This window comes from Streptomyces sp. bgisy159 (genome assembly GCF_965341775.1).
GTDB lineage: Bacteria > Actinomycetota > Actinomycetes > Streptomycetales > Streptomycetaceae > Streptomyces.
In genome coordinates this window covers 60891-86623 of sequence record NZ_CBDQZH010000030.1, presented here as the reverse complement: position 1 = coordinate 86623, position 25733 = coordinate 60891, and the positions used below count along the sequence as shown (strand labels likewise).

The 25733-nt window shown below is 73.4% G+C and carries 27 protein-coding genes, 1 tRNA gene and 1 pseudogene; 18 read left to right on the top strand and 11 right to left on the bottom strand.

The features are described 5' to 3' along the window. The first annotated feature begins 623 nt into the window (after positions 1-623). The 3 genes from ACSLTV_RS25595 to ACSLTV_RS25585 are packed head-to-tail and all read left to right on the top strand — an operon-like array spanning position 624 to position 3221. Complete coding sequence (locus ACSLTV_RS25595; protein ID WP_432159236.1) at positions 624-1385, top strand: AfsA-related hotdog domain-containing protein; 762 nt, start codon at positions 624-626, stop codon at positions 1383-1385. A gap of 1 nt (position 1386) precedes the next feature. Next, the gene (locus tag ACSLTV_RS25590; protein ID WP_435612967.1) at positions 1387-2598 is read left to right on the top strand and encodes a chorismate mutase; all 1212 of its coding nucleotides are present in this window, start codon (positions 1387-1389) and stop codon (positions 2596-2598) included. Next, the gene (locus ACSLTV_RS25585) at positions 2574-3221 is read left to right on the top strand and encodes a TetR family transcriptional regulator (RefSeq protein WP_435612966.1); all 648 of its coding nucleotides are present in this window, start codon (positions 2574-2576) and stop codon (positions 3219-3221) included. The genes ACSLTV_RS25590 and ACSLTV_RS25585 overlap by 25 nt, the downstream gene beginning before the upstream one ends. Here the strand turns inward: ACSLTV_RS25585 and ACSLTV_RS25580 are convergent. The 4 genes from ACSLTV_RS25580 to ACSLTV_RS25565 are packed head-to-tail and all read right to left on the bottom strand — an operon-like array spanning position 3156 to position 7124. Continuing rightward, the gene (locus ACSLTV_RS25580; protein ID WP_432133529.1) at positions 3156-4214 is read right to left on the bottom strand and encodes a LysR family transcriptional regulator; all 1059 of its coding nucleotides are present in this window, start codon (positions 4212-4214) and stop codon (positions 3156-3158) included. The genes ACSLTV_RS25585 and ACSLTV_RS25580 overlap by 66 nt on opposite strands. Further along, positions 4211-5770, bottom strand: coding sequence for an MFS transporter (locus tag ACSLTV_RS25575; RefSeq protein WP_432158265.1), 1560 nt, complete (start codon positions 5768-5770; stop codon positions 4211-4213). The genes ACSLTV_RS25580 and ACSLTV_RS25575 overlap by 4 nt, the downstream gene beginning before the upstream one ends. Next, positions 5767-6456 carry an O-methyltransferase gene (locus ACSLTV_RS25570; RefSeq protein ID WP_435612965.1) on the bottom strand — a complete coding sequence of 230 codons (690 nt, stop codon included), beginning with the start codon at positions 6454-6456 and terminating at the stop codon, positions 5767-5769. Before ACSLTV_RS25570 ends, ACSLTV_RS25575 begins: the two co-directional genes overlap by 4 nt. 23 nt (positions 6457-6479) lie before the next feature. Further along, positions 6480-7124 (bottom strand): YczE/YyaS/YitT family protein, encoded by a 645-nt coding sequence (locus tag ACSLTV_RS25565; protein ID WP_432133526.1) that lies wholly within the window; start codon positions 7122-7124, stop codon positions 6480-6482. 378 nt (positions 7125-7502) lie between these two features. On the opposite strand from ACSLTV_RS25565, the gene ACSLTV_RS25560 reads away from it, so the two are divergent. Continuing rightward, positions 7503-7760: a response regulator transcription factor gene (locus ACSLTV_RS25560; RefSeq protein ID WP_432133525.1), complete on the top strand. Its 258-nt coding sequence runs from the start codon at positions 7503-7505 to the stop codon at positions 7758-7760. Between the two features lie 64 nt (positions 7761-7824). On the opposite strand, the gene ACSLTV_RS25555 is transcribed toward ACSLTV_RS25560, so the two are convergent. Together ACSLTV_RS25555 and ACSLTV_RS25550 are read right to left on the bottom strand one after the other, a co-directional pair. Further along, on the bottom strand, positions 7825-8496 hold the full coding sequence (locus ACSLTV_RS25555) for a TetR/AcrR family transcriptional regulator (RefSeq protein ID WP_432158262.1): 672 nt from the start codon (positions 8494-8496) through the stop codon (positions 7825-7827). A 64-nt stretch (positions 8497-8560) separates the two neighbouring features. After that, positions 8561-9787 carry an MFS transporter gene (locus ACSLTV_RS25550; RefSeq protein WP_432158261.1) on the bottom strand — a complete coding sequence of 409 codons (1227 nt, stop codon included), beginning with the start codon at positions 9785-9787 and terminating at the stop codon, positions 8561-8563. 575 nt (positions 9788-10362) lie between these two features. On the opposite strand from ACSLTV_RS25550, the pseudogene ACSLTV_RS25545 reads away from it, so the two are divergent. The 11 genes and pseudogenes from ACSLTV_RS25545 (at position 10363) to ACSLTV_RS25495 (ending at position 19885) form a co-directional block, all read left to right on the top strand. Further along, positions 10363-12804, top strand: a pseudogene (locus ACSLTV_RS25545) (ATP-binding protein). 56 nt (positions 12805-12860) lie between these two features. Continuing rightward, positions 12861-13295: a roadblock/LC7 domain-containing protein gene (locus ACSLTV_RS25540; protein ID WP_432133522.1), complete on the top strand. Its 435-nt coding sequence runs from the start codon at positions 12861-12863 to the stop codon at positions 13293-13295. A gap of 2 nt (positions 13296-13297) precedes the next feature. Next, positions 13298-13669: a DUF742 domain-containing protein gene (locus ACSLTV_RS25535; protein WP_432133727.1), complete on the top strand. Its 372-nt coding sequence runs from the start codon at positions 13298-13300 to the stop codon at positions 13667-13669. Next, positions 13647-14303, top strand: coding sequence for a GTP-binding protein (locus tag ACSLTV_RS25530; protein ID WP_432133521.1), 657 nt, complete (start codon positions 13647-13649; stop codon positions 14301-14303). The genes ACSLTV_RS25535 and ACSLTV_RS25530 overlap by 23 nt, the downstream gene beginning before the upstream one ends. A gap of 73 nt (positions 14304-14376) precedes the next feature. Next, a complete protein-coding gene (locus ACSLTV_RS25525; protein ID WP_432133726.1) occupies positions 14377-14955 on the top strand; it encodes a GAF domain-containing protein in 579 nt (192 codons plus the stop codon). Between the two features lie 145 nt (positions 14956-15100). Next, a complete protein-coding gene (gene tdh / locus ACSLTV_RS25520) occupies positions 15101-16129 on the top strand; it encodes an L-threonine 3-dehydrogenase (RefSeq protein WP_435612964.1) in 1029 nt (342 codons plus the stop codon). A gap of 18 nt (positions 16130-16147) precedes the next feature. Continuing rightward, positions 16148-17347, top strand: a complete 1200-nt coding sequence (locus ACSLTV_RS25515; protein WP_435612963.1) for a glycine C-acetyltransferase — start codon at positions 16148-16150, stop codon at positions 17345-17347. Positions 17348-17400: 53 nt separating this feature from the next. Further along, positions 17401-18306 carry a LysR family transcriptional regulator gene (locus tag ACSLTV_RS25510; protein WP_432133518.1) on the top strand — a complete coding sequence of 302 codons (906 nt, stop codon included), beginning with the start codon at positions 17401-17403 and terminating at the stop codon, positions 18304-18306. 68 nt (positions 18307-18374) lie between these two features. Then, entirely contained in the window at positions 18375-18959 is a 585-nt protein-coding gene (locus ACSLTV_RS25505) for a helix-turn-helix domain-containing protein (RefSeq protein WP_432133517.1), read from the top strand. Beyond that, positions 18956-19483: an N-acetyltransferase family protein gene (locus ACSLTV_RS25500; RefSeq protein WP_435612962.1), complete on the top strand. Its 528-nt coding sequence runs from the start codon at positions 18956-18958 to the stop codon at positions 19481-19483. Before ACSLTV_RS25505 ends, ACSLTV_RS25500 begins: the two co-directional genes overlap by 4 nt. A gap of 42 nt (positions 19484-19525) precedes the next feature. Next, positions 19526-19885, top strand: coding sequence for an MmcQ/YjbR family DNA-binding protein (locus tag ACSLTV_RS25495; RefSeq protein ID WP_432133515.1), 360 nt, complete (start codon positions 19526-19528; stop codon positions 19883-19885). Between the two features lie 30 nt (positions 19886-19915). Here the strand turns inward: ACSLTV_RS25495 and ACSLTV_RS25490 are convergent, their stop codons facing one another. Then, positions 19916-20824 (bottom strand): transketolase family protein, encoded by a 909-nt coding sequence (locus ACSLTV_RS25490; RefSeq protein ID WP_435612961.1) that lies wholly within the window; start codon positions 20822-20824, stop codon positions 19916-19918. Positions 20825-20901: 77 nt separating this feature from the next. Beyond that, complete coding sequence (locus tag ACSLTV_RS25485; protein WP_432133513.1) at positions 20902-21609, bottom strand: transketolase; 708 nt, start codon at positions 21607-21609, stop codon at positions 20902-20904. Positions 21610-21754: 145 nt separating this feature from the next. Here ACSLTV_RS25485 and ACSLTV_RS25480 point away from each other — a divergent pair. The 3 genes from ACSLTV_RS25480 (at position 21755) to ACSLTV_RS25470 (ending at position 24040) form a co-directional block, all read left to right on the top strand. Beyond that, positions 21755-21828: transfer RNA gene (locus tag ACSLTV_RS25480), tRNA-Pro, on the top strand. 107 nt (positions 21829-21935) lie between these two features. Further along, positions 21936-22658 (top strand): GNAT family N-acetyltransferase, encoded by a 723-nt coding sequence (locus tag ACSLTV_RS25475; protein ID WP_435612960.1) that lies wholly within the window; start codon positions 21936-21938, stop codon positions 22656-22658. Between the two features lie 428 nt (positions 22659-23086). Continuing rightward, positions 23087-24040: an XdhC family protein gene (locus ACSLTV_RS25470; protein ID WP_432133511.1), complete on the top strand. Its 954-nt coding sequence runs from the start codon at positions 23087-23089 to the stop codon at positions 24038-24040. A 99-nt stretch (positions 24041-24139) separates the two neighbouring features. Here ACSLTV_RS25470 and ACSLTV_RS25465 read toward each other — a convergent pair whose 3' ends face one another. The 3 genes from ACSLTV_RS25465 to ACSLTV_RS25455 all read right to left on the bottom strand — a co-directional run bounded on the left by ACSLTV_RS25465 (position 24140) and on the right by ACSLTV_RS25455 (position 25626). Next, positions 24140-24568: a hypothetical protein gene (locus ACSLTV_RS25465; RefSeq protein ID WP_432133510.1), complete on the bottom strand. Its 429-nt coding sequence runs from the start codon at positions 24566-24568 to the stop codon at positions 24140-24142. Positions 24569-24640: 72 nt separating this feature from the next. Continuing rightward, complete coding sequence (locus ACSLTV_RS25460; protein WP_432158268.1) at positions 24641-25033, bottom strand: (2Fe-2S) ferredoxin domain-containing protein; 393 nt, start codon at positions 25031-25033, stop codon at positions 24641-24643. 53 nt (positions 25034-25086) lie between these two features. After that, positions 25087-25626, bottom strand: coding sequence for an NUDIX hydrolase family protein (locus ACSLTV_RS25455; RefSeq protein WP_432133509.1), 540 nt, complete (start codon positions 25624-25626; stop codon positions 25087-25089). Positions 25627-25733 lie beyond the last annotated feature (107 nt).

Genomic DNA, 25733 nt, shown 5'->3' with positions numbered 1-25733 from the left:
CCCCCCCCCCCCCCCCCCCCCCCCCCCCCCCCCCCCCCCCCCCCCCCCCCCCCCCCCCCCCCCCCCCCCCCTACGTCGTGGTGGAGCACCGAACTTGAGGACCGAGCGGGTGACGCGGAAGGCGCACCGCCAGGGGTGCCGACGTCTCCGCCCATCAGATGGGCCCGGTCGTCGTCGGCCAGGGCGTCGCGCAGGGCCCGGCTGAGCGCCCGCGACATGGTCATCCGCTGGGCGGCCGACCCGGCGTCGGCAGACGCGCCGGTGACGTCGTCCAGGCCGGCGGTCATTGTCCTGCCTCCTGCGCGCCCCCGTCGCCCGCGGCAGCGGGCCGTCACGTCGTCCTCGGCGACCACCGGCGGATCACCGAACCGACATGTGGATGAAGCTTCTTCGGCCGGCCGCGGGGACAGGGGCCGCGACTTCCTTGCGCCCACCCGCGGCCGGGAGCCGGCGACCCCCCACCAGCATGCGCGCCGCGCCGTGGCGACGGCAGTCGGCCGATACGGCTAGTACCTCGTACCTACTCCCAACAGGCGACTGGCGAGCCCATTTCGGGGACTTCACGCTGAATGCACACCGCGGCTCCGCATGACCGCGGCCTTCCCCCGCCAGGAGGCATGTTCATGAGCAGCTCAGCCACCTCCCGACTCGTCGTCGGCGACCGGTTCCGCGACTTCGCCGAGGCCGTCGGCGCCGAGACGTTCTCCCGCCTGGCCCGTTCCCTCGACGCGGGCGACCTGGACACCGTCGAGGGGCCGATGCACGTGGTCGCCGGCCAGGGGATCGGGGAGTTCGAGATCTCCTACCTCCAGGACGCCGTCACCCGGCGGCAGCTGGACGACCGGATCACGCTGGTGCACTCCACCGGACAGCCCGCCCGCCGCCAGGACCTGCACAAGGCGCGCGAGGACAACGTGCTGGTCGCCGGACTCACCCAGGCCGACGACACCACGTACGAGGCCGCTCTGCGCCTGCACGACCACAACGAACTGCTCGTGGACGTCCAGGACCGCGTGCACGTACAGGGCATGGTGGCCGTGGAGGCGGCCCGCCAGATGCTCGTCGCGGTGGTGGAGCGCTACTACACGGCCCGCTGGCCGCAGCAGCGCTACTACATCGTCCTCAACTCGATGAACACCTCCTTCTCCAACTTCCTCTTCCCCGTCGGTGCCACCCTGCGGCTGACGGTGGACGAGTCCGACGTGTCGGAACCCAGCCGGCTCACCTTCCGCACGACGGTGGAGGTGGAGCAGGCCGGACGGGCCGCGGCCACCGTCACCATCGACGCGGCCGCGTTCGCCCCCGGGCTGCTGGAGGACAGGGAACTGCGGCGGGCCAAGAGCGCGGTGGCGAGCACCATGGACGCCGCTCTGGCCAGCGCATGACATGAGGACGCCGGTACCGGACACCCTGGCGCAGCCCGCGCCGGGCCGACTCCCCCACCCGCGGCGGCGGTTCGCCTACCTGGGCCCGGAGGGCACCTTCACCGAGCTGGCCCTGCGCTCGCTCCCGGAGGCCGCGGGCTCCCCGCTGGCACCGGCCGCCGACGCCGCTGACGCCCTGGCCCTGGTGTGCCGGGGCGCCGTGGACGCGGCGATGCTGCCCGTGCACAACACGGTGGCCGGCGTCGTCGCGGACACGGTGCGCGCGCTCGCCGAGTCACCCGCGCTGACCGTGCTCAGGGAGGTCGTGCTCCCCGTCGAGTTCGCCCTGCTGGTCCGGCCCGGCACGTCCCTGGCGCGGGTGGGCACGGTGAGCGGCCACCCGCACGCCGGGACGCAGGTCGCGCAATGGCTCGACCGGCGCGTGCCGCGGGCGCGGTGGATCCCGGCGCCGTCCAACGCCGAGGCCGCGCGCCGGGTCAGGGACGGGGAGTGCGACGCCGCCGTGGCCGGTGACTTCACCGCCGCCCACTACGGTCTCCAGGTCCTGGTCACCGGGATACAGGACACCGCCGGCGCGGCCACCCGGTTCCTGCTGTGCGCGCGCCACGGCGGGCCGGGCTTCCCGCAGCCGGCCCGTGCCGACCGCACGTCGCTGGTCGGGCGTCTCCCCGGCCGGCCGGAGGACGTCGACGGGCTGGTGGCCGGCCTGCGGCGCCACCCCTTCCTGCGGGCCGCGTCCCTGCGGGCCGTGTCCGACGGGCGCGGCGGAGCGGTCCTGTTCGCCGACTGCCCGGGCGGCACCGACCGGCCCGCGACCGCCCGCGCCGTCGGCCTGCTGCGGCGGCGCGTGCCCGGGCTGAGGTTCCTCGGGTCGTACCCCTCGGCGGCCCATGTCCCGTCGTACGAACGGAGCAAGACGATGCAGACCGAGACCACCTCCGCAGCAGGCGGTTCGACGGAGCCCGCGTCCGGGGACATCGCCCGGCTGCGCGAGCGGATCGACGCCTTGGACCACTTCCTCATCGGCTCGCTCAAGCAGCGGCTGGAGACCTCGCGGGAGATCCAGCGGATCCGTACCGGAAGCGGCGGCTCCCCCGTCGACTCCGGGCGCGAGGCCGCCATCCGGGGCCGGTACGCCGAGGAGCTGGGGGAGGGCGGCGCGGGCGTCGCCGAGGCGCTGCTGGAGATGTGCCGGGGGCGGTCACCGCGGTGAACCCGCCACCGGCCACGACGGCCACACCGTCGCCCCGCCTCCGTCGCGGCCGCGAGGACGTCCTCACGGCCGCGACGGCCTTGTTCCACGAGCGGGGCTACGACGCGACGAGCATGAGCGACATCGCCGCCCGCCTCGGCTTCACCAAGGCGGCGCTGTACCGCCACGTGACGGGCAAGGCCGAGCTGCTGCGCGCGATCACCGGGCCGGTCCGCGCGGACGTGCGGGCGCTGCTGGCCGCGAGCGCGGCCGGGACGGGCCGGCCCCTCGACGAACTCACCGCGCTGCTGCGCGGGCTGGCCGGCGCGGCGGCGGCCGGCCCGGCCCGGTACGCCCTGTTCTGGGGTCCGGACGGCGAGCCCGGCCCGTCGGCCCCCGACGCCGTGTGCCGTGCCGAGGTGGTCCGGCGGATCGCCGCGCTGCTGGAGCGGGCCGTGGCGCAGGGCGACGTGCGCGGCGACATCGCTCCCCGGCTCGCCGCCCGGCTCCTGGTCGGCGCGGTCGTCGGCGCGGCCGTGGAACGGGGCGGCTTTGGCGACGGGGCGGCGTCGCCGCCGTCACCGTCGGCCGTCGACGTCCTGCTCGACGGCCCGGTCCGCTTCCTGACCGGCGGACGGGCCTGAGCACCGTTCACCGGTCGGGGCCGGGGGCCCCGACCGGGTGAGGGCGGCGCGGACGGCGTGCCGCAGCCACACGTGCACGGGCTCGGTCTCGTGGCGGGGGTGCCAGGCCTGGCAGATGCTGATGGGCTCGGTCTCCACCGGAAGTTCGAACAGCTCGATGCCGACGGACTGCCGGGCGCTGGCGGCCAGCGAGTGGGGCATCGCGGTCACCAGGTCGCTCGCCGCGATCATCAGCAACGCCTCACCGTAGTTCGGCACGGAGGCGATGACGTCCCGTCGCAGACCGCGCGCGTGCAGCGCACCGTCGATCGGGCCCGTCATACGGCCCTTGCGGGAGACGCTGACGTGCCGGACCGAGGTGAACGCCTGCGCGCTCACCGCAGCGGCCAGCAGAGGATGTCCGGATCGCGCCACTCCGACGAACCGGTCCTCGAAGAGCGGTTCGATCCGCAGTTCCGGGCTGCACTCGTCGATGATCCCCACCTCGATGTCCACGGCACCCTCCCGCAGCGGCGCGCTGCCGTGGGTGCTCTCCACCGTGAACGTGAACCGGGCGAGCGGCACCTCCGCGCTCGCCCGGTTCAGCAGGGCCGGAGCCAGCACCGCGGCGTAGGCCTCGTCCGCGACGATGGTCAGGGTCCTGCTGACCTGTGCGAGGTCCTCCTGCCGGCTCGGGGCGAGGAGGGCTTCGGCCTCCCGCATCAGGGCCCGCACCTTGGGCTGGAGCTCCAGTGCCCTCGGCGTGGGGACCAGACCGCGCCCGGCCCGCACCAGCACGGGGTCGCCGAGCGCGCGCCGGATCTTGGACAGCGCACGGCTCATGGCGGGCGGGGACAGAGCCAGCCGCTCGGCCGCCCCGGTGACGCTCCCCTCCTGCAACAGGGCGTCCAGGGCGGGCAACAGCCGCATGTCCACCTGGGAGGCCGGGGCGCCGGGCATCTCGCCCGCCCAGTCGCCGTCCTGGCCGGGGTCGTCGACAGCGGTGGGGCTCAATGCTTCTCCTGGGACGTGGTCGGCTCCCCGGCACGGGGACGCAACCACGCTATGACCAGGAGCGCCGCCACCAGCAACAGGAGGCCGATCAACCGCAACGACTCGGCCATTCCCGTGGTGAACGCCTGCCGTACCTGCGCCGAGAGGCGGGCCGCGTCCGTCCCGGAGTGCTCCGCCCCGCGCAGGGCCGTGCCCAGCGCCTGCCCTCCGGACGCCCCCTCCAGGTGCCGCAGCCCGGCCGGGAGGGCATGGGTGAACCGCGCGTTGAGCAGCGTGCCGAACACGGCGAACCCGAGCGCTCCGCCGATCTCCCGGCCGAAGCTGTTCACGCCCGAGCCGACGCCCGCCTGACGCACGGGCACCGAGCTGACGATGGCCTGGGACAGCGGCGGGTTGGACAGCCCCGACCCGACGCCGACCACGACGATGCACCCGGCGTACAGCACGTAGGCGGTGCCGGGGCCGCACAGCGAGAAGAGTCCCAGCCCCACGACGACCACGAGCAGGCCGCAGCCGATGACCGGCCGCGCGCCGTACCGGTCGGCCAGCCGGGCGGCTCGCGGCGAGACGAGGAAGATGACGACGGCCAGGGGGGCCGTGCCCAGACCCGCCAGGACGGCCGGATAGTCCTTGACGTTCATCAGGTACTGGCCGTTGAGAAAGAAGACGGAGTACATCGCGACGAAGGACACGATGACGCCGAGCGTCCCGGCGCGCATTCCGGAATGGCGGAATACCCGGGGATCCAGCAACGGCTGCTCCCGGCGCAGTTCGTACCGGCGGAAAAGCGCGAGAAACAGGGCGCTCGCGGCAAAGCTCAGCAGCACGGCGGGGGAGGCCCAGCCGAGTTCGGGCCCCTCGATGATGCCGAACAGCACGCCGAACACGGCGACGACGAGGAGAAGAACCCCGCCCGCGTCCATGGAGTGCTGATGGCGTTCGGCTCGTGGCAGCGACTTCGCCGCCACGACGATTCCGAATGCGGCGAGAGGAGCGGCGACCGCGAACAGGGCCTGCCAGTCGAAGAACTGGAGAACGGCGCCGCCCACGATGTTGCCCGTCACACCGCCGCCCCCGCCCAATGCGGTCCACAGCGCGACGGCGTGACCGCGTTTCTCCGGCGGATAGCAGCCGGTCAGAAGCGGAAGGCTGTTGGGCAGAACGAGGGCGGCCCCGGCCCCGGTCACCGCGCGGGCGACGAGCAGCAGGGGGACCGTCGGGGAAACGGCCGACCCGAGGGACCCCACGACCATCAGGGCCAGGCCGGTGAGCAGGGCGCCCTTTCGCCCGAAGTGGTCTCCGACGGCTCCGCTCGGAATCAGCAGGCACCCGAAGACGATCAGATAGCTGTCGACGATCCACAGCATCTCGGTCGGCGTCGGGTGCAGCGTGCTGGTGGCCAGCCGGCCGACCGCCAGGTTCACACCGGCCCCGAGCCCGAACACCAGCATGACGCACAGGCCGAGCGCGGCGACGGCCGCCCGCGAGCCGGGGCGGCCGTCGCCCGGCTCGACGGCGGACCGCCGAGCCGGTCCGGCGGACGGGGAGACGCTCATGAGCCGGTCCGTCCGGACGCGCCGGTGAACGTGGACAGTTCCAGCCCCTGCCCGTCGGCGACGGCGACGGAGACGTAGCCGCCCGCGGGGTCGCGGACGTGGTCGAGATAGGGCTGGGCGGCGGCCGCGAACTTCACGGTGTCGTCGGCGTGAACCAGCGCGCCGGGACGCAACCGGGGCTCGGCGGCGCGGACGACGTCGAGATAGAAGTCCGCCCAGCCGTCCAGGTAGAGGAGGTCGATCCGCTCGGGGAACGACGACATCACCTCCACCGCCTCACCCACGATCACCTCGGCGTACTCGGCCACGCCCGCGGATGTCAGATGGTCCCGGGCCGCCGCGCACTTTCCTTCGTGTAGATCCACGGTGCACAGCTTTCCCGAACCGTTGTCCCGGAGCGCCGCCGCTATATGGATGGCGGTGAAACCGTAGGAGGTGCCGAACTCGAAGACGGTCTGCGGGCGCATGGCACGCACCCATGCGTAAAGCATTCGGCCGACGTCCGCGGGAGCCGCGTAGTAACCGTCGGCACATGCGTCCACCAATTCTCCCGGAGTCCATGGAGCGGTGCGGTTCCTGATGATGTCGAGAAGCTTCGGCTGTTCGACGGCGTCCACTCGCTGCTGTTCGGCTGCGATCGTTTCGAGTACTGCTCGAACCTGGGGGGAATGCAGAGATGAAGGCATTGTTCCGCGTCCTTTTCGTGGTGTCACCGGGTGATCCGGGCCGACCGTTCCGGGATTACTGAACGGGGAATTCGGGAGGCTTTGGAATGTGCCCTGATGAGTGGCTGGATGAGCAGGTCGACGCCCACCAGGAAACACACCGTACCGATCCCGAGGGGCCCGCCCATAAGGAATCCGGAGACCATCAAAGAGGCCTCGACGAGTCCTTTCGCCGTCCAGAAGGGCCAGTTCCACCGGCTGGTCATGGTGAGGGCGAGCGCGTCGACGGCGCGGATGCCGAAACCGCTCATGATGATGAGCGCGGACCCGTACGCGCACAGCAGCACCGCGCACGCGAGCAGTCCCGCAGAGGGAACCGGCAGGGCGCGCGCGGGGTCCGACCAGCGGAGCAGGTCGATCACGCCGCCGCAGAAGAAGAAGGTGAACAGGGGTGCCACCAGCGGCTTCTCCCGCGTCCAGGCCGCCACGACGACCAGGCAGACCACCGCCACCAGGGTCTGCGAGACGCCCACCGTGACGGGCAGGTGCCGCATCAGGCCGAGGGAGAACACGTCGAGCGGATCGGTGCCCAGGTCGGAGTGGATGAAGAGGTAGGCGCCGCCGGAGAAGACCAGGCAGCCGGCCGGATGGAGTAAGTGGTTGTTTCGCCGTACTCGCTCGACGAGCATCGGCTCACCTCCCCGCAGGGAAAACGAATGATGAGGTGCGAGGCGGTATTCCGCCTTCGAGTCCCACGTTATTGACCGTTCGACACTTTATCCAGTGCAATGTGTGCACCATGCATTTTCTTTGAATGGAACCGCCGCTTCCGGCCGTGCGGGCGGGCTGGGTGGCAGGTGGTTTAGGGTGCAACCTTCACATGTGAAGTAACCCACGTTTAATCCACGGCTTTCGGTGGCGCCCATATACTGTTTTCACGACGAGGAATCGTTGAAGATGCGGCTGCGTGGGCAATGGCGCTCGCGTGCACGTCTTGATGAGTGATGACCATGCATGGCAGGGGGAAGTAGATGTCTCGCGCATCCCGTCCGACATCCGAAGGATTAGTGGCCACTCTGGATCCCGAGCAGGTGGTGTCGGATCGCGTGGCGGGCAGAACGGTATCGACACTCACACCGCGGGAGCGTCAGGTCCTGAACGGGATCAAGGAGGGGAACTCAAACAGGATGGTCGCCCGACTGCTGGGGATTTCCGAGCGTACCGTCAAGGTTCATCTGCACTCGATTTTCATCAAGCTGGGCGCGGCGTCACGTACCGAAGCGGTTATCGAGGGGATCAGGAGCGGCTGCATCAGCCTGCACTGATCGTCGCGTGCGAGTGGCCCCCGACGACACAGGTCGGGGGCCACTCGCACAGGTCGGTCCGAGGTCAGGGCCTGCGGGCCGACGGCTCGCGGGCGAGGGCGAGGACGAGACGGGACGTCCTCTCGACCAGGTCCCTGTCGACGGGGGAGCCGGAGACCAGGACGCGGTAGTACAGCGGACCGAGCAGCAGATCCACGAGGTGGTCGAGGGTGCGATCGTCGACGGCCGGCTCCTGGTCGCGGGCGAGGAGATCTCGCAGGCCGGCCACGTCGCGCTCCCGCTGCTCCTTCAGGAATCCGGCCCGCAGCGACGCCGCCGTCTCGCTGTCCAGCTGGGCGTGGCCCAGGAGGGCCAGCAGCACCTGGCCGGCGGGCTCCTCGAAGAAGTCGGCCACCCGCTGCAGATGGGAGGTGAGGGTCTCCTCGACGCCACGACCTTCGTCCACGCGCCACTCCAGGGCCTCGCGGGCGTCGTCGGTGAGGGTGTCGAGGAGGATGTCGACCTTCGACTTCCACCAGCGGTAGATCGTCTGCTTGGCCACCCCCGCGCGCTGGGCGATGCCCTCGATGGTCAGGGCGGCGAAGCCCCGCTCGACCAGGAGGTCGTCCGCGGCGTGCAGGACCGCGAGCCGGACGCTCTCGCTGCGGCGTGGGCCGGTCCGGCTGACGACCGTGGTCTTCTCGCAGGCCGGTGGTGGTTTCCGCGTGGCGCTGATGGTTCCGTCAACCCTTCGCATCGTGTCCGTCGCTGTGATTCTGGCACACCGGGTCCGCCGTGAACCGGTGCAACGGCAGGCCGGCTCAGGCGGCCCGGCGGCCGGTCCGCGCCAGGCTGAGCAGCACGCCGAGAGAGAGCGCGGCGACCACCGCGCTGAACGTCTCGCCGGCCGGGCGCAGGCTGGTCTCGCGGATCAGGACTCCCACACCGATCGCGGGCACCGCCAGCATCGAGTACAGGATGGCGAAGAAGGTGGAGACCGACGCGCCACGGTGCTGGGGGGCGCTGCGCGTGGTGATGCCGCCGATGCCGTGACCGACGGCGATGCCCGTCGCCAGTCCGTTGGCCGCGGCGCCGACGAGCAGGGGAGCCAGGGTGCTGGTGGCCATCGCGGCGGCGATCAGACCGGCCGCGGCGATCAGGCCCAGGCACGAGGCGGGCAGGGCGGTGGCGGGCTTGAGGGTGCGGACGAGGAGCTGGCCGAGGGCGGTGCAGGCGAAGGCGATGAAGACCACGAGTCCGGTGAGGGCGTGGCTGGACTCGTGCAGCACCGTCCCCAGGAAGAGGCCCGTCACGGCGGTCAGGACGCCGAGCACGGCGAAGCCCGCACCCGCGGCCATCGCGGAGCGCAGGAAGTCCGAGCGGATCTCGGCGGGGACGTGCAGCGGCTGGACCTGCAGCGAGAAACCGGAACGGTGGGCGGAGCTCTCCCCGCTCACGAGGACACCGAGCATGCCGACGGCGGCGAGGGCGAGCATGACGACCCAGGGGGTGCGCAGCGGGGAGGGCGCGAGGTCGGCGAGGATCCCCGCGATCAGCGTGCCGCAGGCGAGACCGCCCATGTTCGCGAACAACGCGAGGGTGGCGGGCTTGACGCGACTGTGCTGTCCGAGCCGCTCGGCGAGGGAGGCGGTGGCGGCACCGGTCACCAGAGCCGCGGAGAAGCCGGACACGACCCGGGCGACGAGCATCGCGGCGACGCTCTGGGCCAGGAGGAAGACCACCGCGGCGACCACGGACAGCAGGGTGGCCGCGACCAGGACGGGACGCCGGCCCACCTGGTCGGAGAGGCGGCCGAAGACCAGCAGCCCGAGGACGACGCCGAGCGCGTAGACGGCGAAGACGACGGTCACGGTGAACGGCGTGAAGCCGAACTCCTCGCCGTACAAGGGGTAGAGCGGGGTGGGCGCGGTGGTGCCCGCCATGGTGATCCAGAAGGCGAAGGCCACGCTGAGGACGGCGAGGCCGCCGCCGCGCGCCCTCTCTGGAGCGCCGGTCCGGTCGACGGCGCGGACGGTCGAGTTCCCCACGGAAGTGGCCTCTCATGAGCGGTTGGGTGCGGAAAGGCGCGGCACATGCCGAGACTTACCGTTGCGTCTTATCAAGAGACTAGACGAGTCGTCGCGTCTATTCAATGTCGTTCGGAAGGGTGGAGTCGTGGCCAGAGTCGACACGGTGAGTGATGTTCGAGGGCGGTGAGTGCGTTCCCGCCCGGAGATCGCGGGAGTCTCCGGCAGGTTGACCACGATCGGGCGAACGGCGTCACATGCTTGACGGTGAGGATCGGGGAGTGTGGCATCCCCGGCCCTCGTCGTTTCTTCATGACCACCCCTGACCAGGTGTGATCGATTTCCTTCGGGTCGCCACCCCTCGGGCCGCCGTCTTATCGGTCTGTCGTACGAAGGCTCATACCAGAGGGGGACGCTCCCCGGGGGAGTTTGTCAACTGCCCACCGCACCTGACGCGTTGGCGACTACTGTGAGTGTCCGTCGGGCGACGAAAGGCCGAGACCCCGGTCCCCGCCGACCGACTTCGCGATGCCGCATGCCCGGCTCGCGCCCCACGCGCGAGCAACCAGGCCCGACGGACCAGTACGAGGACACCGATGTCTCACCTCCGCGCACCGGCCGCACGCGCAGACCGCCGTGAGGGCGGGCGGCACGGGCGACCGGTCGCCCGCACCGCCCCCGCGACGGCCGAGACACACATACGGCCCCAACTGCTGCGGCTCGCCGTGCTGCCCCCCACCGCCGTCGCCCTCAGCGCCTGCGCCGCCGTCCTGTTCACCGTCCGCTCCACCGGCGCCCGGCCCAGCGTCACCCTGTGGGCCGTGCTGACCGGCGCGGTCACCGTCACCGGCGTCGGCATCCTGATCGCCGCCGTGGCCGCGGACCGCGCCGCCCGCTCGGTGACCGACCGGATCGACGCCCTGCGCGGGAGCAGCGCGCGCGGCGAGGCCGAACTGCGGGGCCTGGTCGAGGCGCTGCGGCGCGGTGAGGTACCGCCCCAGCGCAGGACCCGCAGCGGCCCGCCCGCCGACGCCGACGAGTTCGAACTGCTCGCCGCGGACCTCGCCCGCGCCCACGAGGGAGCCGTCGGCGCCGTCGTCCGGGCCGCACAGCTGTCCAGCCAGGCGGGCAGCGAACAGAAACTGGAGGTGTTCGTCAACCTCGCGCGCCGCCTGCAGTCGCTGGTGCACCGCGAGATCTCCATCCTCGACGAGCTGGAGAACGAGATCGAGGACCCCGACCTGCTCAAGGGGCTCTTCCACGTCGATCACCTCGCCACCCGGATCCGCCGCCACGCCGAGAACCTCGCGGTGCTCGGCGGGGCCGTCTCCCGCCGGCAGTGGAGCAACCCGGTCTCCATGACCGAGGTGCTGCGCTCCGCCATCGCCGAGGTCGAGCAGTACTCACGGGTGAAGCTGGTCCCGCCGATCGACGGCGAGCTGCGCGGCCACGCCGTCGCCGACGTCATCCACCTCCTCGCCGAACTCGTCGAGAATGCCACCGTGTTCTCCGCGCCGCACACCCAGGTGCTGCTGCGCGCCAACCTCGTCACCTCCGGACTCGCCGTCGAGGTCGAGGACCGCGGGCTCGGCCTCCCGGCCGACGAGCAGAAGCGGATGAACGCCCTGCTCGCCGACCCCGACCAGGTCAACGTGGGCCGCCTGCTCGCCGACGGGCGCATCGGCCTGTTCGTCGTCTCCCAGCTGGCCCGGCGGCACGGCATCCGGGTCCGGCTGCAGAGCAACATCTACGGCGGCGTCCAGGCCGTACTCGTCGTGCCGCAGGCCCTGCTGGGCTCGGGGCCCGACCTGCCCGACGGCGCCCCGTCGGCCGTCAGCGCCCCATCGGCAGTCACCGCCCCATCGGCAGTCACCGCCCCGTCGGCCGTCACCGGCCAGGTGAGCACCCGGCCGTACCCCGACGCGCGGCCCGCCGGGGGACCGGCCCGCGCACCGGCGGACCCGGACGGCCGGCCTGCCCAGAGCGGGCGCGTGCCGGGGCCCGACCCCGCCGGGCCGCCCGCGCCGGCCGGGCCCACCCGCCACGAGGGCGCCGGGGCGGGCCTGCTGCCCGTACCGGCGCAGGGTCAGGACGCCCGCCCCGGGGCCGGGGCCACGCCCACCCGGCAGCGGCCCGGAACCGCCCGCCCGCAGGACCGGGCCACGACCGGCCGCCACCGGGACGCGACCGCGGCCGGGCACCCGCCCGCCACCCGCCGCCCCTCCACCGCCCCCGGCCCGGCCCGTCCGCCGTCCGCCGCCGAGTCCCGCACCGCCGGGCCCACCCCGCCCCGCCCCCACGCGGCCCCCGCGCGGCCCCTCGGCACCGCCGCGGGCGCCCAGGACGGAATCGGCGCACACCGGACCGCCGACCGGAGTCAGAACGGTCCCGGTCAGAACGGCCCCGGTCAGGAACCGAGCGGAGCCGACCGCGACGCCGGTGCCCTTCCCGCCGCGACCGAGGCACCCCCGGACCTCGGGGTGGCGGCGCGGGGCCACGACACGGCAGCGGACCCGGACCCGGCAGCGGGCCGGGACACGGCCGGGACGGCGGGCCGCGAGTCCGGCGACGGGCGGCCCGCGCCGCTCCCCGTACGCGGAGCCCACCGCGCACGGCCCAACCCCGCCGAGGCCGTGCCCGGCGTCCGGCCGGGGGACCGGTGGATCGTGGAGGAACACTCCGGGCAGGCGCCCGTGCCGCGGGCCGGAGCCGTACGCGGCACCATGGGCAAGCCGACGCTGCCCAAGCGCCGCGCCCAGGAGCACATCGTGCCCCAGCTGCGCGGCGGCCCCGTGCCCCGGCAGGAGTCCGACCAGCCCGTCGGCCACGACCCCGGCCTCATGGCGGCGTTCCAGCGCGGCGTCGGGCTCGCCGAGGCCCAGCAGAGCCTGGAGTCCGACCCCCCGGCACCCTTCACCGGGTCCGGCACCGCCGCACTCGGCGCGTCCCCGCGGACCTACGGCACCCCGGACTCGCCCGACGCCCCCGCCCCCGACCAGACCCCCTTCCGGCATGACGGGAGCGCGCCCGCCGGATGACCACCCCACCCCCCAGCGCTCCCGCAGACCTTCGTACCCCAAGGAGTCGATCCACCATGGCGAGCGATGCGCCGACCGGCCATGTATCCGATCTCGACTGGCTGATGAGCGGCCTCGTCCAGCGCGTGCCCCACACCACCAGCGCGGTGCTGCTGTCCTGCGACGGACTGGTGAAGTCCGTCCACGGCCTCGACCCCGACAGCGCCGACCACATGGCCGCCCTGGCCTCCGGGCTGTACTCCCTCGGCCGCAGCGCCGGAGTCCGCTTCGGGGACGGCGGCGACGTACGCCAGGTCGTCGTCGAACTCGACTCGACGCTGCTCTTCGTCACCACGGCCGGCTCCGGCACCTGCCTCGCCGTGCTCGCGGGCCGCGAGGCCGACGCGGCGGTGCTCGGCTACGAGATGGCGATGCTGGTCAAGAGCGTCCGTCCCTACCTGGTGACGGCGCCTCGGCAGCACGCCGTCGAACCCCCGGTGATGAGGCCTTGAGCGTGGCGGCGGCCGGCGACGGGCCCTGGCTGGACGACGCGGCCGGACGGCTGGTGCGCCCTTTCACCGTCAGCAACGGCCGCACCAGGCCCAGCGTCGCCCTCGACCTGATGTCGCAGGTGATGGCCACCGGGGCGACCCCCCTCGGCTACCTCGGCCCGGAACACGCGCAGGCGCTCGACCTGTGCCGCGCGCCCGTCCCGGTCGCCGAGGTGGCCGCCCACCTGAAGCTGCCGGCGGCGGTCACCAAGGTGCTGCTGTCGGACCTCGTCGACTGCGGGGCGCTGACCACGAAGCCCCCCGCGTTCCACCACAACCCCACCGACCGGGCGCTACTGGAGGCAGTACTCGATGGACTACGACGACAGCTCTGACTACGGCGCGTGCGGTCCGAGCGGCGAGTACGGCCCGTACGACGGCGGCCCGGACCCCTTTCCCACCGCGCTGAAGATCCTCGTGGCGGGCGGGTTCGGCGTGGGCAAGACCACGTTCGTCGGTGCCGTCAGCGAGATCGAGCCGCTCTCCACGGAGGAACTGCTCACCACCGTCAGCGCCGCCACCGACAGCCTGGAGGGCGTCGAGAACAAGGTGGAGACGACCGTGGCCATGGACTTCGGACGGATCACCCTCGACCCGCAGCACGTGCTGTACCTGTTCGGCACCCCGGGACAGGAACGGTTCTGGTTCATGTGGGACGAGTTGTGCGAGGGCGCGCTCGGCGCGGTCATCCTCGCCGACACCCGACGGCTCCAGGACTGCTTCGCGGCCGTCGACTTCTTCGAGGAGCGTGGCCTCGGCTTCATCGTCGCGCTCAACGAGTTCGACGGCTCCCACCGCTACGACCCCGAGGAGGTGCGCGCCGCCATCGACCTCGACCCGGCGATCCCGGTGGTGCGCTGCGACGCCCGTATCTCCGCCTCCGGTGTGCAGACCCTGCTCACCCTCGTCAGGCACCTCATCGCGCACGCGCCGGCCGCACCCCAGCCGAGCCGCGGCGCCCACAGGTGACACCCGAACCACCGTCCACGGAGCCGCAGATGACGCACGACCAGACGGCAGGAGCCCGGCGATGAACCCGGCCATGAGCTACGACCCGTCCCGCCCGGCCGGTCGGCTGCTGCTCACGCCGGAGGACCGCGAAGCCCCCGACCGGGCCCTGAGGCTGCGCCGGCTCGGTCTCGGGGAACGGCCCGAGCCCGTCCTCGACGGATTCGCCGGCCGGCTCGCCGAAGTCACCGGCGCGCCCTACGCCATGGTCAACTTCATCGGCGAGAGCGAGCAGTTCTTCGCCGGGCTGCGCGTCCCGGAGCCCGCCGCCCGTCGCGGCAAACCGGAGGTCGGCCGGTCGCTGCCCCGCGACCACGGCTACTGCCCGCACGTCGTCGCCCGGCGACGGGCCCTGGCGCTGGAGGACGTGGGCGACTACCCCCGGTTCGCCGGCAACCCGATCGTCGACGCGTACGGCGTGCACTCCTATCTGGGCGCCCCGCTCCTGGACAGCGCGGGCCGCGTGCTCGGTACGGTCTGCGCCGCCGATCTCACGCCCCGCGCCTGGGGGAGGGCCGGGCTGGAAACCGTGAAGGCGGCCGCGGCGCGGCTCGCCGCCGAGGTGGAACGCAGCGAGCGCGACGGTCTGCCGCTGCAGGTGACCTGGGCCTGAAGCAGAGCTGCGGCTCCGCTTAAGAAATCCTCGATGGACCGGGGCGGTTCCGGTACGGCAGATTGCTCTCCGATTCCACCCCTCTTCCCGGTCGCGGGCGCCGTCGGCGTGCCCGGGCCCGGGACCTCACCACGGGAGCCGTAGCGTGAAGGCGCTGGTCAAGGAGAAGGCGGAGCCGGGGCTCTGGCTCACGGACGTCCCGGAGCCGCGGATCGGCGCCGGCGACGTGCTGATCAAGGTGCAGCGCACCGGCATCTGCGGCACCGACCTGCACATCCGGTCCTGGGACGGGTGGGCGCAGCAGACGATCCGCACCCCCCTGGTGATCGGGCACGAGTTCGTCGGCGAGGTCGTCGAGACCGGCCGCGACGTCACCGACATCGCCGTCGGGGACCGGGTGAGCGGCGAGGGCCACCTGGTGTGCGGCAAGTGCCGCAACTGCCTGGCGGGCCGGCGCCACCTGTGCCGAGCGACGGTCGGGCTGGGCGTGGGCCGCGACGGCGCCTTCGCCGAGTACGTGGCCCTGCCCGCGTCGAACGTCTGGGTGCACCGCGTCCCCGTCGACCTCGATGTCGCCGCGATCTTCGACCCGTTCGGCAACGCCGTGCACACCGCCCTGTCCTTCCCGCTGGTCGGCGAGGACGTGCTGATCACCGGGGCGGGGCCGATCGGCCTGATGGCGGCGGCGGTGGCCCGGCACGCGGGCGCCCGCAACGTCGTCATCACCGACGTCAGCGAGGAGCGGCTGGAACTGGCCCGCAAGATCGGGGTGAGCCTGGCGCTGAACGTCTCCGGCGCGTCGATCGCCGACGGGCAGCGGGAGCTGGGCCTGCGCGAGGGCTTCGACATCGGCCTGGAGATGTCCGGCCGCCCCGAGGCGATGCGCGACATGATCGCCAACATGACGCACGGCGGCCGGATCGCGATGCTCGGCCTGCCGGCGCAGGAGTTCCCCGTCGACTGGGCCCGCGTCGTCACCTCGATGATCACCCTCAAGGGCATCTACGGCCGCGAGATGTTCGAGACCTGGTACGCGATGTCGGTGCTGCTGGAGGGCGGCCTGGACCTCGCCCCCGTGATCACCGGCCGGTACGGCTACCGCGACTTCGAGGCGGCCTTCACCGACGCCGCCGCCGGCAAGGGCGGCAAGGTCATCCTCGACTGGACCGCATAACCCTTAGGAGCCCCCGTCATGTTCGACTCCGTGCGCGACGACCTGCGCGCCACCCTCGACGAGATCCGCGCCGCCGGTCTGCACAAGCCCGAGCGGGTCATCGGCACCCCGCAGTCCGCGACCGTGAACGTCACGGCGGGCGGCCGGCCCGGCGAGGTCCTCAACTTCTGCGCCAACAACTACCTGGGCCTCGCCGACCACCCCGAGGTGGTCGCCGCCGCCCACCAGGCCCTGGACCGCTGGGGCTACGGCATGGCGTCCGTGCGCTTCATCTGCGGCACCCAGGAGGTGCACAAGGAGCTGGAGGCGCGGCTGTCCGCCTTCCTCGGCCAGGAGGACACGATCCTGTACTCCTCCTGCTTCGACGCCAACGGCGGTGTCTTCGAGACGCTGCTCGGCCCCGAGGACGCGGTGATCTCCGACGCTCTCAACCACGCCTCCATCATCGACGGCATCCGGCTGTCCAAGGCCCGCCGCTTCCGCTACGCCAACCGTGACATGGCCGATCTGGAGCGGCAGCTGAAGGAAGCCGCGGACGGCGGCGCCGGGCGCCGGCTGATCGTCACCGACGGCGTGTTCTCCATGGACGGGTACGTGGCGCCGCTGGCCGAGATCTGCGACCTCGCCGACCGCTACGACGCGATGGTCATGGTCGACGACTCGCACGCCGTCGGATTCGTCGGCCCCGGCGGCCGCGGCACCCCCGAGCTGCACGGCGTCATGGACCGCGTCGACATCATCACCGGCACCCTCGGCAAGGCGCTCGGCGGTGCCTCCGGCGGCTATGTCGCCGCCCGCGCGGAGATCGTGGCCCTGCTGCGGCAGCGCTCGCGCCCCTACCTGTTCTCCAACACCCTCGCCCCGGTGATCGCGGCGGCCTCGCTGAAGGTCCTCGACCTGCTGGAGTCGGCGGACGACCTGCGGGTCCGCCTCAACGAGAACACCGCCCTGTTCCGCCGGCGGATGACCGAGGAGGGCTTCGACGTCCTCCCCGGCGAGCACGCCATCGCGCCCGTCATGATCGGCGACGCGGCGAAGGCGGGCCGGATGGCCGAGCTGCTGCTGGAGCGCGGTGTCTACGTGATCGGCTTCTCCTACCCGGTGGTCCCGCAGGGCCAGGCCCGCATCCGCGTCCAGCTCTCCGCGGCGCACTCCACCGCGGACGTGCACCGTGCGGTGGACGCCTTCGTGGCGGCACGGGCCGAGCTGGAGAGCTGACCGGCGAACACCCGGCTTACCGGCGACAACGGCGTATTTGAGACAATCGATCCATGATCGAGGCGCGGCGGCTCCACATCCTCCGTGCGGTGGCGGACCACCGTACGGTGACGGCGGCTGCCGCCGCGCTCTACCTCACGCCCTCCGCGGTCTCGCAGCAGCTGACCGCACTGGAACAGGAGACCGGCCACCGCCTGGTCGAGCGCGGCGCCAAGGGGGTCCGGCTCACCCCGGCCGGGGAGATCCTGCTGGGCCACACCAACGCCGTCCTGGCCCAGTTGGAGCGGGCCGAGGCGGAACTGGCCGCCTACGGCTCCGGTCAGGCCGGCACGGTCACCGTCGCGGCCTTCGCGACCGGGATCGCGCTGGTCGTCGCGCCGGCCGTGGCACGCCTGGCCGGCACCGCGCCGGGGATCCGCATCCGAGTGCGGGACGCCGAGGGCGACGCCAGCCTGCCGATGGTCCTGGACCGGCAGGTCGACGTCGCCGTGGCCGTCGAGTACCGGGGGGCGCCGCCCGCCGACGACCCCCGCCTGACCCACGTGCCCCTCTACGCCGAGCCCTTCGACGCCGTGGTCCCGGTCGGTCACCGGCTGGCCGACGCGGTGGAGGTGCCGCTCGCCGAGCTGGCCAAGGACGCCTGGATCGGCCCCTACCCCGGCAACCCCTGCCATGACGTGGTGGTCCTGGCCTGCGAGAACGCCGGCTTCCAACCCCGGATGGAGCACTCTTCCGACGACTTCCGCGCGGTCGTCGCACTGGCCTCGTCCGATGTCGGCGTGGCCCTCGTCCCGCGCTCCGCGCTGCGCGGCATGGCCCTCACCGGGGTGGTGGTCCGCCCGGTGGACGGGGTGGCGCCGACCCGCCGCGTCTTCGCGGCCATACGGCGGGGCGCGGAGGGGCACCCGCTGATCCGCCCCGTCCTGGACGCGCTGCGGGAGGCGGCGGCCGGCCTCTGACCCGGACACCCCGGGCCGCCCCGGGAACCCCCTGGGCGTCGTTTCATATCTGGGATATCCTCCCGGATGTGAAACGAGAGATCGAGGGTGCCGCCGTCGACCCCGTGGACGCCCGGCTGGGTGCCCGTCTGGCCGGCCTGCGGGCCGAACAGGGCTGGTCCCTGGGGGAGTTGGCGGAGCGCAGCGGAATCAGCCGGTCCACCCTGTCCCGTGCCGAGCGGGCCGAGACCAGCCCCACCGCCTCCCTGCTGAACCGCCTGTGCCATGTCTACGGCCGGACCATGTCCCAGCTGCTCAGCGAGGTCGAGGAGCAGCCCGCGCCGGTCGTGCGCGCCGCCGACCAGCGGGTCTGGCAGGACCGCGCCTCCGGATTCGTCCGGCGGTCGGTGTCGCCGCCGCACCCCGGCCTGCGCGGCGAACTCGTCGAGGGCCGGCTCGCCCCCGGCGCCGACATCGCCTACGACCGGCCGCCCGTCGCCGGACTCGAACAGCATGTCTGGCTGCTGGCCGGCGCCCTGGAGATGACCGCCGACGGCACCGCGCACCAGCTGTCCGCCGGTGACTGCCTGCGGCTGCGGGTGTGGGGGCCCACCCGGTTCCGGTGCGCCGGCGACGACGAGGCGCGGTACCTGGTGGCGGTGGTGCTGCCGTGACCGTGCTCCGGCTCGACGGCCGACGGCTCCTCGCCGACCTCGACGGCTACGCCGACCTGCTGCTCGACACGGTCGCGGGCGGCGCCTCGATCGGGTTCCTCCACCCGGTGGAGCGCGCCGAGGCCGCCGACTGGTGGCGGGAGCGCGCCGCCGGACTCGCCGCGGGACGAAGCGCCGTCTGGGGCGCCTACGACGCCGGCCGCGTCGTGGGTACGGTCGGTCTGGCCCTCCCCGACCGGCCCAACAGCCGCCACCGAGCCGAACTCGTGAAGCTGATGGTGCACCGGGACGCCCGCGGCCGCGGTCTGGGCCGCACCCTGCTCACCACCGCAGAGCGGGCGGCGGCCGCCGCCGGGATCACCCTGCTGCACCTGGACACCGAGACCGACAGCCCGGCCGAGCGGCTCTACGCCGGCGCCGGATGGACACGGGCCGGGGTCATCCCCGACTACGCGGCCGCCCCCGACGGCGATCTGCGCCCGACGACCCTGTACTACAAGCGGCTCGCCCCGGCCGGCCGGTGAGTGTCGGCATCGATGTCAGTGGCGGGGGTTACGGTGCGAGGCATGCAGGACGCAGAAGACGTACGCCGCATCGCCCTGTCCCTTCCGGACACCACGGAGAAGATCGCCTGGAGCATGCCAACGTTCCGGGTCGCGGGCAAGATGTTCGCCACGCTGCCCGAGGACGAGACCTCCATCGCCGTGCGCTGTCCCAAGGAGGAGCGCGACGAACTGGTCCTCGCCGAACCGGAGAAGTTCTGGATCGCCGACCACGAGGCGTCCTTCGCCTGGGTCCGGGCCCGGCTCGCGGCCCTGGAGGACGAGCGGGAACTGCGGGACATACTCGCCGACTCCTGGCGCCAGGCCGCACCGCCCGGACTTCTGGAGGCGTACCCGGACCTGGGGCTGCCGGCCGGTGCGTGAGCCGGACCGCGGGCCGGCGCGGTGCCGGCATCAGACCAGGGCACCGGCCAGGAAGCGGCCGATCCGCGCCCGCAGCGACCCCGCGTCCAGACCGTGCGCCCGCACGTGCTCCTCGACCGTGCCGTAACGCCGCAGCTCCCGACGGCCCACGCCCAGCCCCAGCACCCGGTGCGGCAGGTCGGTGAGGGCGTCGTTCGCCGCGGCGGTCGAGGTGCCCGCGAGGTACGGCTCCACGAGGACGACGTCCGTGCCCGCCGCCTCGGTGGCGCGGCGCAGCGCCACCCCGTCGAAGGGGCGCACCGTCGTCGCGTACAGCACGGTGGCATCGAGGCCCTCGGTGGCCGCCAGTACCGCGTCCAGCACGGGGCCGACCGCCACCACCACGCCCGAGCGGCCCTCGCGGACCGTCAGAAACCGCTGCCCGTCCACCGTGCGGGCCGCCTCGTTCGTCTGCGCGGACAGCCGGACGTACACCTTGTCGTCGCCCGCCGCCACCGCGTGCCGCAGCAGGACCTCGGCCTCGTCCGGGTGGCCCGGCACATGGACCGTCCACCCGTCCAGCGTGTCCAGCAGCGCCACGTCCCCGGGCGCCATGTGGGTGTAGCCGCCCGCCGGCCAGTCGAAGGACGCGGCGGCGCTGACCAGCACCGCGCCCACGCCCTGGTGGCCCAGATCCAGTTTGACCTGCTCGAAGGGCCGCTCCACCAGGAAACTGGCGAAGGTGTGCAGCACGGGCCGCATCCCGGTCAGCGCCAGTCCCGCGCCCGCGCCGACCAGCAGCTGTTCGCGGATGCCCACGTTGATCACACGGTCCGGGTGGCGGCGCAGCGCCTCGGCGAAGCCGTCCTTGCCGATCTCGGCGAGGACCACCGCGACCCGCGGATCCTCGTCCAGCAGCCGGCTGACGACGGGCGCGAGACGGTCACGCATGGTTTCCATGGCAAAGGCCTTTCGGAGAGACGGAGGGAGACGGAGGGAGACGGGAGAGGTGCAAAGGAGGGACAGGGCAGCGGGGCTCAGGCGTACTTCGGCTCGACACGAGCGACCACCGCGTGCGGTCTGCCGGGGTGCGGCGCGGTGAACGCCGCGTACAGCGCCTCGTGGTCGCGCCCGTCGACCGTCGCCGTGGACCAGCCGGCCGCCTCGAAGCGGGCGGCGATCCCACCGGGCCGGGCGTGGCTGGCGGAGGAGTTGTCGACGACGATCGTGTGCAGTCGCTCCAGGCCGGCGGGCCCGGCGAAGGCGATCGCCTCGTGATTGCTGCCTTCGTCCAGCTCGGCGTCCCCGACGAGCACCCAGACCCCCGGCTCGTCCAGCCGCTGCGCGCGCAGCCCCAGCGCCGTACCGACGGCGATCGGCAGCCCGTGCCCCAGGGATCCGCTGCCGATCTCCACCCCGGGTACCAGGGTGCGGTCGGGGTGGTGGCCGAGCGGGGAGTCGTAGGAGCCGAAGCCCGGCAGCCAGTCCCGCGGCAGGAAGCCCTTGGCGGCGAGCACCGCGTAGTAGGCCATCGGGCCGTGCCCCTTGGACAGCAGGAACCGGTCCCGCGCCGGGTCCTGCGGCCGGCCGGGGTTCACCCGCAGGACCCGGTCGTAGAGCACCCACAGCACGTCCAGCGTGGAGGTCGCGGCGGGCCCGTGCTTCTCGTCGCCCGTCATCAGGCTCATCAGCCGGGACAGTTCGGTGAACGGGTACGTCCGTGTCTCTTGCTCGGTGATCGTCATGCCGACGATCGTGCAACCTCGACCGGACTTGAGGTCAACCGTCGGCTGGTTCCGGCCCGCGGTAAACGGGTGCGCGATCACCGACCCGAGTGCGGTATTGTTTTCCTGCGCGTTCGGCCCGGGGAAACCCCAGGTCAGACGGCATCGGGACGTGGCGCAGCTTGGTAGCGCACTTGACTGGGGGTCAAGGGGTCGCAGGTTCAAATCCTGTCGTCCCGACGTGGGAAGCGACGGTCGAGGGGCCGCTCCGGAGAGATCCGGGGCGGCCCCTCGACCGTTCCCGGAACGTCTTCCCGACGTTCCCGCGTCACGAGAGGACAGGCAGGATGACGGTCCGCGACACGGTAGTCCTCGACGACCCGGTGGGTGCGTCGCTCGGCGGGCGCCATGCGCCGCTCGCCCGCCGCCACGGCCGGGTCGCCGTCTACCCATCGGACGTCGCGACCTTCGCGGCCCTTCCGCCCGACCCGGGTGCGGCGGAGTGGGCCGATCTCGCCCGGCTGCTCGGGCCGGGCGCGCTCGCCGACCTGTTCAGCAGTCCGGCGTCCCCGCCGCCGGACTGGGAGCCGGTGTTCGCCCTCGACGGCCGCCAGATGATCTGGCGGGGCGACGGCCGGACCGGTCACCCGCCCGCCGGACCGCGCGCCGAGGTGGCGGAACTGGGCGCGGCGGACGTCGCCGAGATGCTGGGCCTCGTCGAGAGGGCCCGCCCCGGGCCCTTCCGGCCGCGCACCCGTGAACTCGGCGCCTATCTCGGGATCCGCGCCGACGGCAGGCTGGTGGCGATGGCCGGCGAGCGGCTCCGGCCGCCCGGCTGGACCGAGATCAGCGCCGTCTGCACCAGCCCGGAGGCGCGCGGGCGGGGCTACGCCGCCCGCCTGGTCCGGGCGCTCGTGGCACGGGTCGTGGCCCGGGGCGAGCGCCCCTTCCTGCACGTGGCCGAGGCCAACACCGGTGCGATCGCGCTCTACGAACGGCTCGGCTTCGAGACCCGCGCACCGGTGACCTTCCGGGGCTTCCGCACGCCCCTCGCGGCATCCGCTCCCTGACTCCCGCGGCTGTCCGGCCGGGACGGTGACGCTGCGGCCGCCCGGCACACCGCCCCGCACACCGCCCCGCACACCGCCCGGCACACCGCCCGGCACACGGTCGGCGGCGGGCCGGACCGGGGACCAGCCGGGACCGCACTGCCTGCCGCGTGCCGCGCGGGCCGGCCGGATCAGCGGGTTGCCGACGATGTCACCCGGCGCCGCGTCGTCCGGCCCGGGCAGGCCGGAACGACGGCGGGGCCCGACGACACGGGGCGCGGGCGGGGCCGGTTTTGTCCTGGAGCCTGCTCGGGCGCGGGAATGCCGCCGGGATCCGGGGTATGCGTTGAGGGTCGGCGGACGCGGAGGCCGCGACCGGAACCGCGGTCCGGGTTCCGGCGCCCGGCCGACGACCGCGGCATCCGGTCTCGTGGAAGGGGTTCCCGGTCATGCGCGCACTCGCGGAGACGGTCCGACACCGGTCGGCCGAGGAGCGCCCGGCGGTGCTGGCCCGCCCGGTCGCCGAGCAGGGTTTCGGGCCGAAGCGGCCCGCCGACGCCCTGATCGTCGACGCGGACGGCTCCTGTCACGGCACCCTCTACCGGGGCGCGTTCGACGCGGAGCTGGCCGCCGAGGCGGCCGCCCTCACGGCGTCCGGACGCACCGCACGGGTCCACGCGGTCGCCGTCCACGACGAGGAGGTGCGCCGCGCCCGCCTGACCTGCGGCGGGCAGGCCGAGGTCCTGCTCCAGGCGCTGCACACGGTGCCCGCCCGCTGGTGGGAGCTGCTCGCCGAGGGCGTCGACGCGGCGCTGGTCACCCGGCTCGACCCCGAGCGCGGCGAGGCCGTGAGCACCGTGGTGGTGCCCGGCCGCGCGGACGCCGGCCCGCGAATCCCGGCCGCCGCCGCCGAGCAGGCCCGCCGGCTGCTCGACCGCCACCGCGCCGGGCGCGAGACGCTGGTCACCGAGGACGGGCTGCTGCTGGTCGAGGCGTGCCCCGCCGTCCCCTACCTGATCGTCGTCGGCGACGGTGAGCTGGCCGAACTGCTGCGCGCACAGGCGGCGTTGCTTGACTGGCGGGTCACCGTCACCGCCGACACGGACCGCGTCCGCAGCCTGGTCGCCGAGCTGCCCGCCGCCGCCTGCCTGGTGGTGCTCAGCCACGAGCCCGACACCGACGTCCCCTGCCTGGAGGCCGCGCTCACGGCCGGTGCGCCCTACGTAGGCGCGCTCGGCTCCCGCCACACCCAGGACCGCCGCGCCGCGGCCCTGCGCGCCCGGGGGGTCACCGACGCCGTCCTGAGCCGTGTCCACGGGCCCATCGGGCTCGACATCGGCGCCCGCACACCGGCCGAGACCGCGCTGGCGATCTGCGCGGAGGTACTCGCGGAGCTCCGATAAGGCAGCCCGTGCCCCTTCGAACGCGGTCGAGGCTCACCGGACACCGGCGCTGACAGGCGGGGACGGGCGGCACCGGCGTCCGCCGGGCGGCTGCCGCCGTCACGACGGCCAGACGACCTCGCCGCCCCGGACCAGCAGCGGTTCAGGGTCGTACCGCTCGTAGTGCCGGATCCAGCCCAGGAAGACGGTGTCGTGGTCGTGACGGTGAGAGTCGGCGGCCTTCCCCGCGAGCCGGACCAGCACCTCGCCGAGGTCGTCGAAGTCGTCGGGATGAACCTCCTGGCGGCTGCTCAGGGCCCAGCCGCCGCGCCGGGGGACGAGCGCCGACAGGAGTGCGCCGCTCACCTTGTGCGCCGCGCCCCTGCGGCCGAGCACGGGCTCGGGCCCGTGCTGGGCGGCGGCTGTGCTGTCGGGCCCGGTGGCGGGCCCGGACACCAGGCCGAGATGGCGGCACAGTTCGGTGAGCTCCGCCTCCGACAGGTCGTCCCGCAGGTCCAGTGTGAGCATCAGTTCGAAGAGATCGGCCATGGCGGACACGCTAGTCCCCGCTGCCGACGCCAGACCCGGGGCGGCGGGGACACCCCCGTGTCCGTGCGTCCCTCAGCGGCGCGAGCGCCTCCGCGCGTCACGCGGGGGCCGGATGAACTGCAGCTCCAGTGTCGGCGGGGGCTCGGCCAGGCCCGGGCCGCCGGCGGCCGCCCACCGCACGATGTCCTCCGTGCCGTCGCCGTCGGTCGCGAAGCCGACCCAGGTGGCCCGGCCACCGGCCCGGCGGCCCTCGGAGGACGGCTGGACGACGATGACGTTGGCCTGGTCGCAGGGGCCGAGGCAGTCCGTCGTACGGACCCGGAAACCGTGCTCGGCCGCCCCGGCGCGCAGCCGCTCCAACTGCCAGGCGTGGTCGAAGCCGGGGTGCTTGCGGGCCACCCCGCAGCAGCAGCCCCGGCACACGACCACCGTGCAGGGCCGCCGGGCGGCCGCCCCGAGCGCCACCCCGCCACCGGCCGTACGCTGCCCCGGCAGCCCGCGCGGCGCCGGCACGCCGGTCAGGAGGCCGAGAGGCCGACGTGGGCCAGGGCCTGCCGCAGCAGGAACCCGTGCCCGCCCGGCATCTCGCTCTGCACCGCCGGCGACGCCGCCTCCTGCGGGTCGAACCAGACGAGGTCCAGCGCGTCCTGCCGGGGCTGGCAGTCGCCGGTCACCGGCACGATGTACGCCAGCGACACCGCGTGCTGCCGGGAGTCGTGGTACGGCGTGATGCCCTGCGTCGGGAAGTACTCCGCGACGGTGAACGGCTGCAGGGAAGCCGGGAGACGGGGGAGGGCCACCGGGCCGAGATCCTTCTCCAGGTGGCGCAGCAGGGCGTCGCGGACCCGCTCGTGGTGCAGGACCCGGCCGGAGACCAGCGTGCGGTTGACCGTCCCGTCCGGGCCGATCCGCAGCAGCAGTCCGATGCTGGTGACTTCGCCGCTGTCGTCGACGCGCACGGGCACCGCCTCGACGTACAGGATCGGCATGCGGGCACGGGCCAGTTCCAGCTCGTCCTGGCTCAGCCAACCGGGCGTGGTCTCAGTCATGTCAGACATTGCTTGATCATACTTTCCGTACCGGCGGGCGGCCGGTGGATCCGGCACTCCTCACCGTCTTCACACGAGCACACCCCCGCGGCCCGGCCGACCACGGGCGCGCAGTG

Bases quoted from the DNA above. Each gene is read 5' to 3' on its own strand.
- ACSLTV_RS25595 (WP_432159236.1), top strand. From the start codon at position 624: ATGAGCAGCTCAGCCACCTCCCGACTCGTCGTCGGCGACCGGTTCCGC.
- ACSLTV_RS25590 (WP_435612967.1), top strand. From the start codon at position 1,387: ATGAGGACGCCGGTACCGGACACCCTGGCGCAGCCCGCGCCGGGCCGA.
- ACSLTV_RS25575 (WP_432158265.1), bottom strand. From the start codon at position 5,770: ATGAGCGTCTCCCCGTCCGCCGGACCGGCTCGGCGGTCCGCCGTCGAG.
- ACSLTV_RS25570 (WP_435612965.1), bottom strand. From the start codon at position 6,456: ATGCCTTCATCTCTGCATTCCCCCCAGGTTCGAGCAGTACTCGAAACG.
- ACSLTV_RS25565 (WP_432133526.1), bottom strand. From the start codon at position 7,124: ATGCTCGTCGAGCGAGTACGGCGAAACAACCACTTACTCCATCCGGCC.
- ACSLTV_RS25555 (WP_432158262.1), bottom strand. From the start codon at position 8,496: ATGCGAAGGGTTGACGGAACCATCAGCGCCACGCGGAAACCACCACCG.
- ACSLTV_RS25540 (WP_432133522.1), top strand. From the start codon at position 12,861: ATGGCGAGCGATGCGCCGACCGGCCATGTATCCGATCTCGACTGGCTG.
- ACSLTV_RS25530 (WP_432133521.1), top strand. From the start codon at position 13,647: ATGGACTACGACGACAGCTCTGACTACGGCGCGTGCGGTCCGAGCGGC.
- ACSLTV_RS25525 (WP_432133726.1), top strand. From the start codon at position 14,377: ATGAGCTACGACCCGTCCCGCCCGGCCGGTCGGCTGCTGCTCACGCCG.
- ACSLTV_RS25515 (WP_435612963.1), top strand. From the start codon at position 16,148: ATGTTCGACTCCGTGCGCGACGACCTGCGCGCCACCCTCGACGAGATC.
- ACSLTV_RS25510 (WP_432133518.1), top strand. From the start codon at position 17,401: ATGATCGAGGCGCGGCGGCTCCACATCCTCCGTGCGGTGGCGGACCAC.
- ACSLTV_RS25495 (WP_432133515.1), top strand. From the start codon at position 19,526: ATGCAGGACGCAGAAGACGTACGCCGCATCGCCCTGTCCCTTCCGGAC.
- ACSLTV_RS25490 (WP_435612961.1), bottom strand. From the start codon at position 20,824: ATGGAAACCATGCGTGACCGTCTCGCGCCCGTCGTCAGCCGGCTGCTG.
- ACSLTV_RS25485 (WP_432133513.1), bottom strand. From the start codon at position 21,609: ATGACGATCACCGAGCAAGAGACACGGACGTACCCGTTCACCGAACTG.
- ACSLTV_RS25475 (WP_435612960.1), top strand. From the start codon at position 21,936: ATGACGGTCCGCGACACGGTAGTCCTCGACGACCCGGTGGGTGCGTCG.
- ACSLTV_RS25470 (WP_432133511.1), top strand. From the start codon at position 23,087: ATGCGCGCACTCGCGGAGACGGTCCGACACCGGTCGGCCGAGGAGCGC.
- ACSLTV_RS25465 (WP_432133510.1), bottom strand. From the start codon at position 24,568: ATGGCCGATCTCTTCGAACTGATGCTCACACTGGACCTGCGGGACGAC.
- ACSLTV_RS25455 (WP_432133509.1), bottom strand. From the start codon at position 25,626: ATGTCTGACATGACTGAGACCACGCCCGGTTGGCTGAGCCAGGACGAG.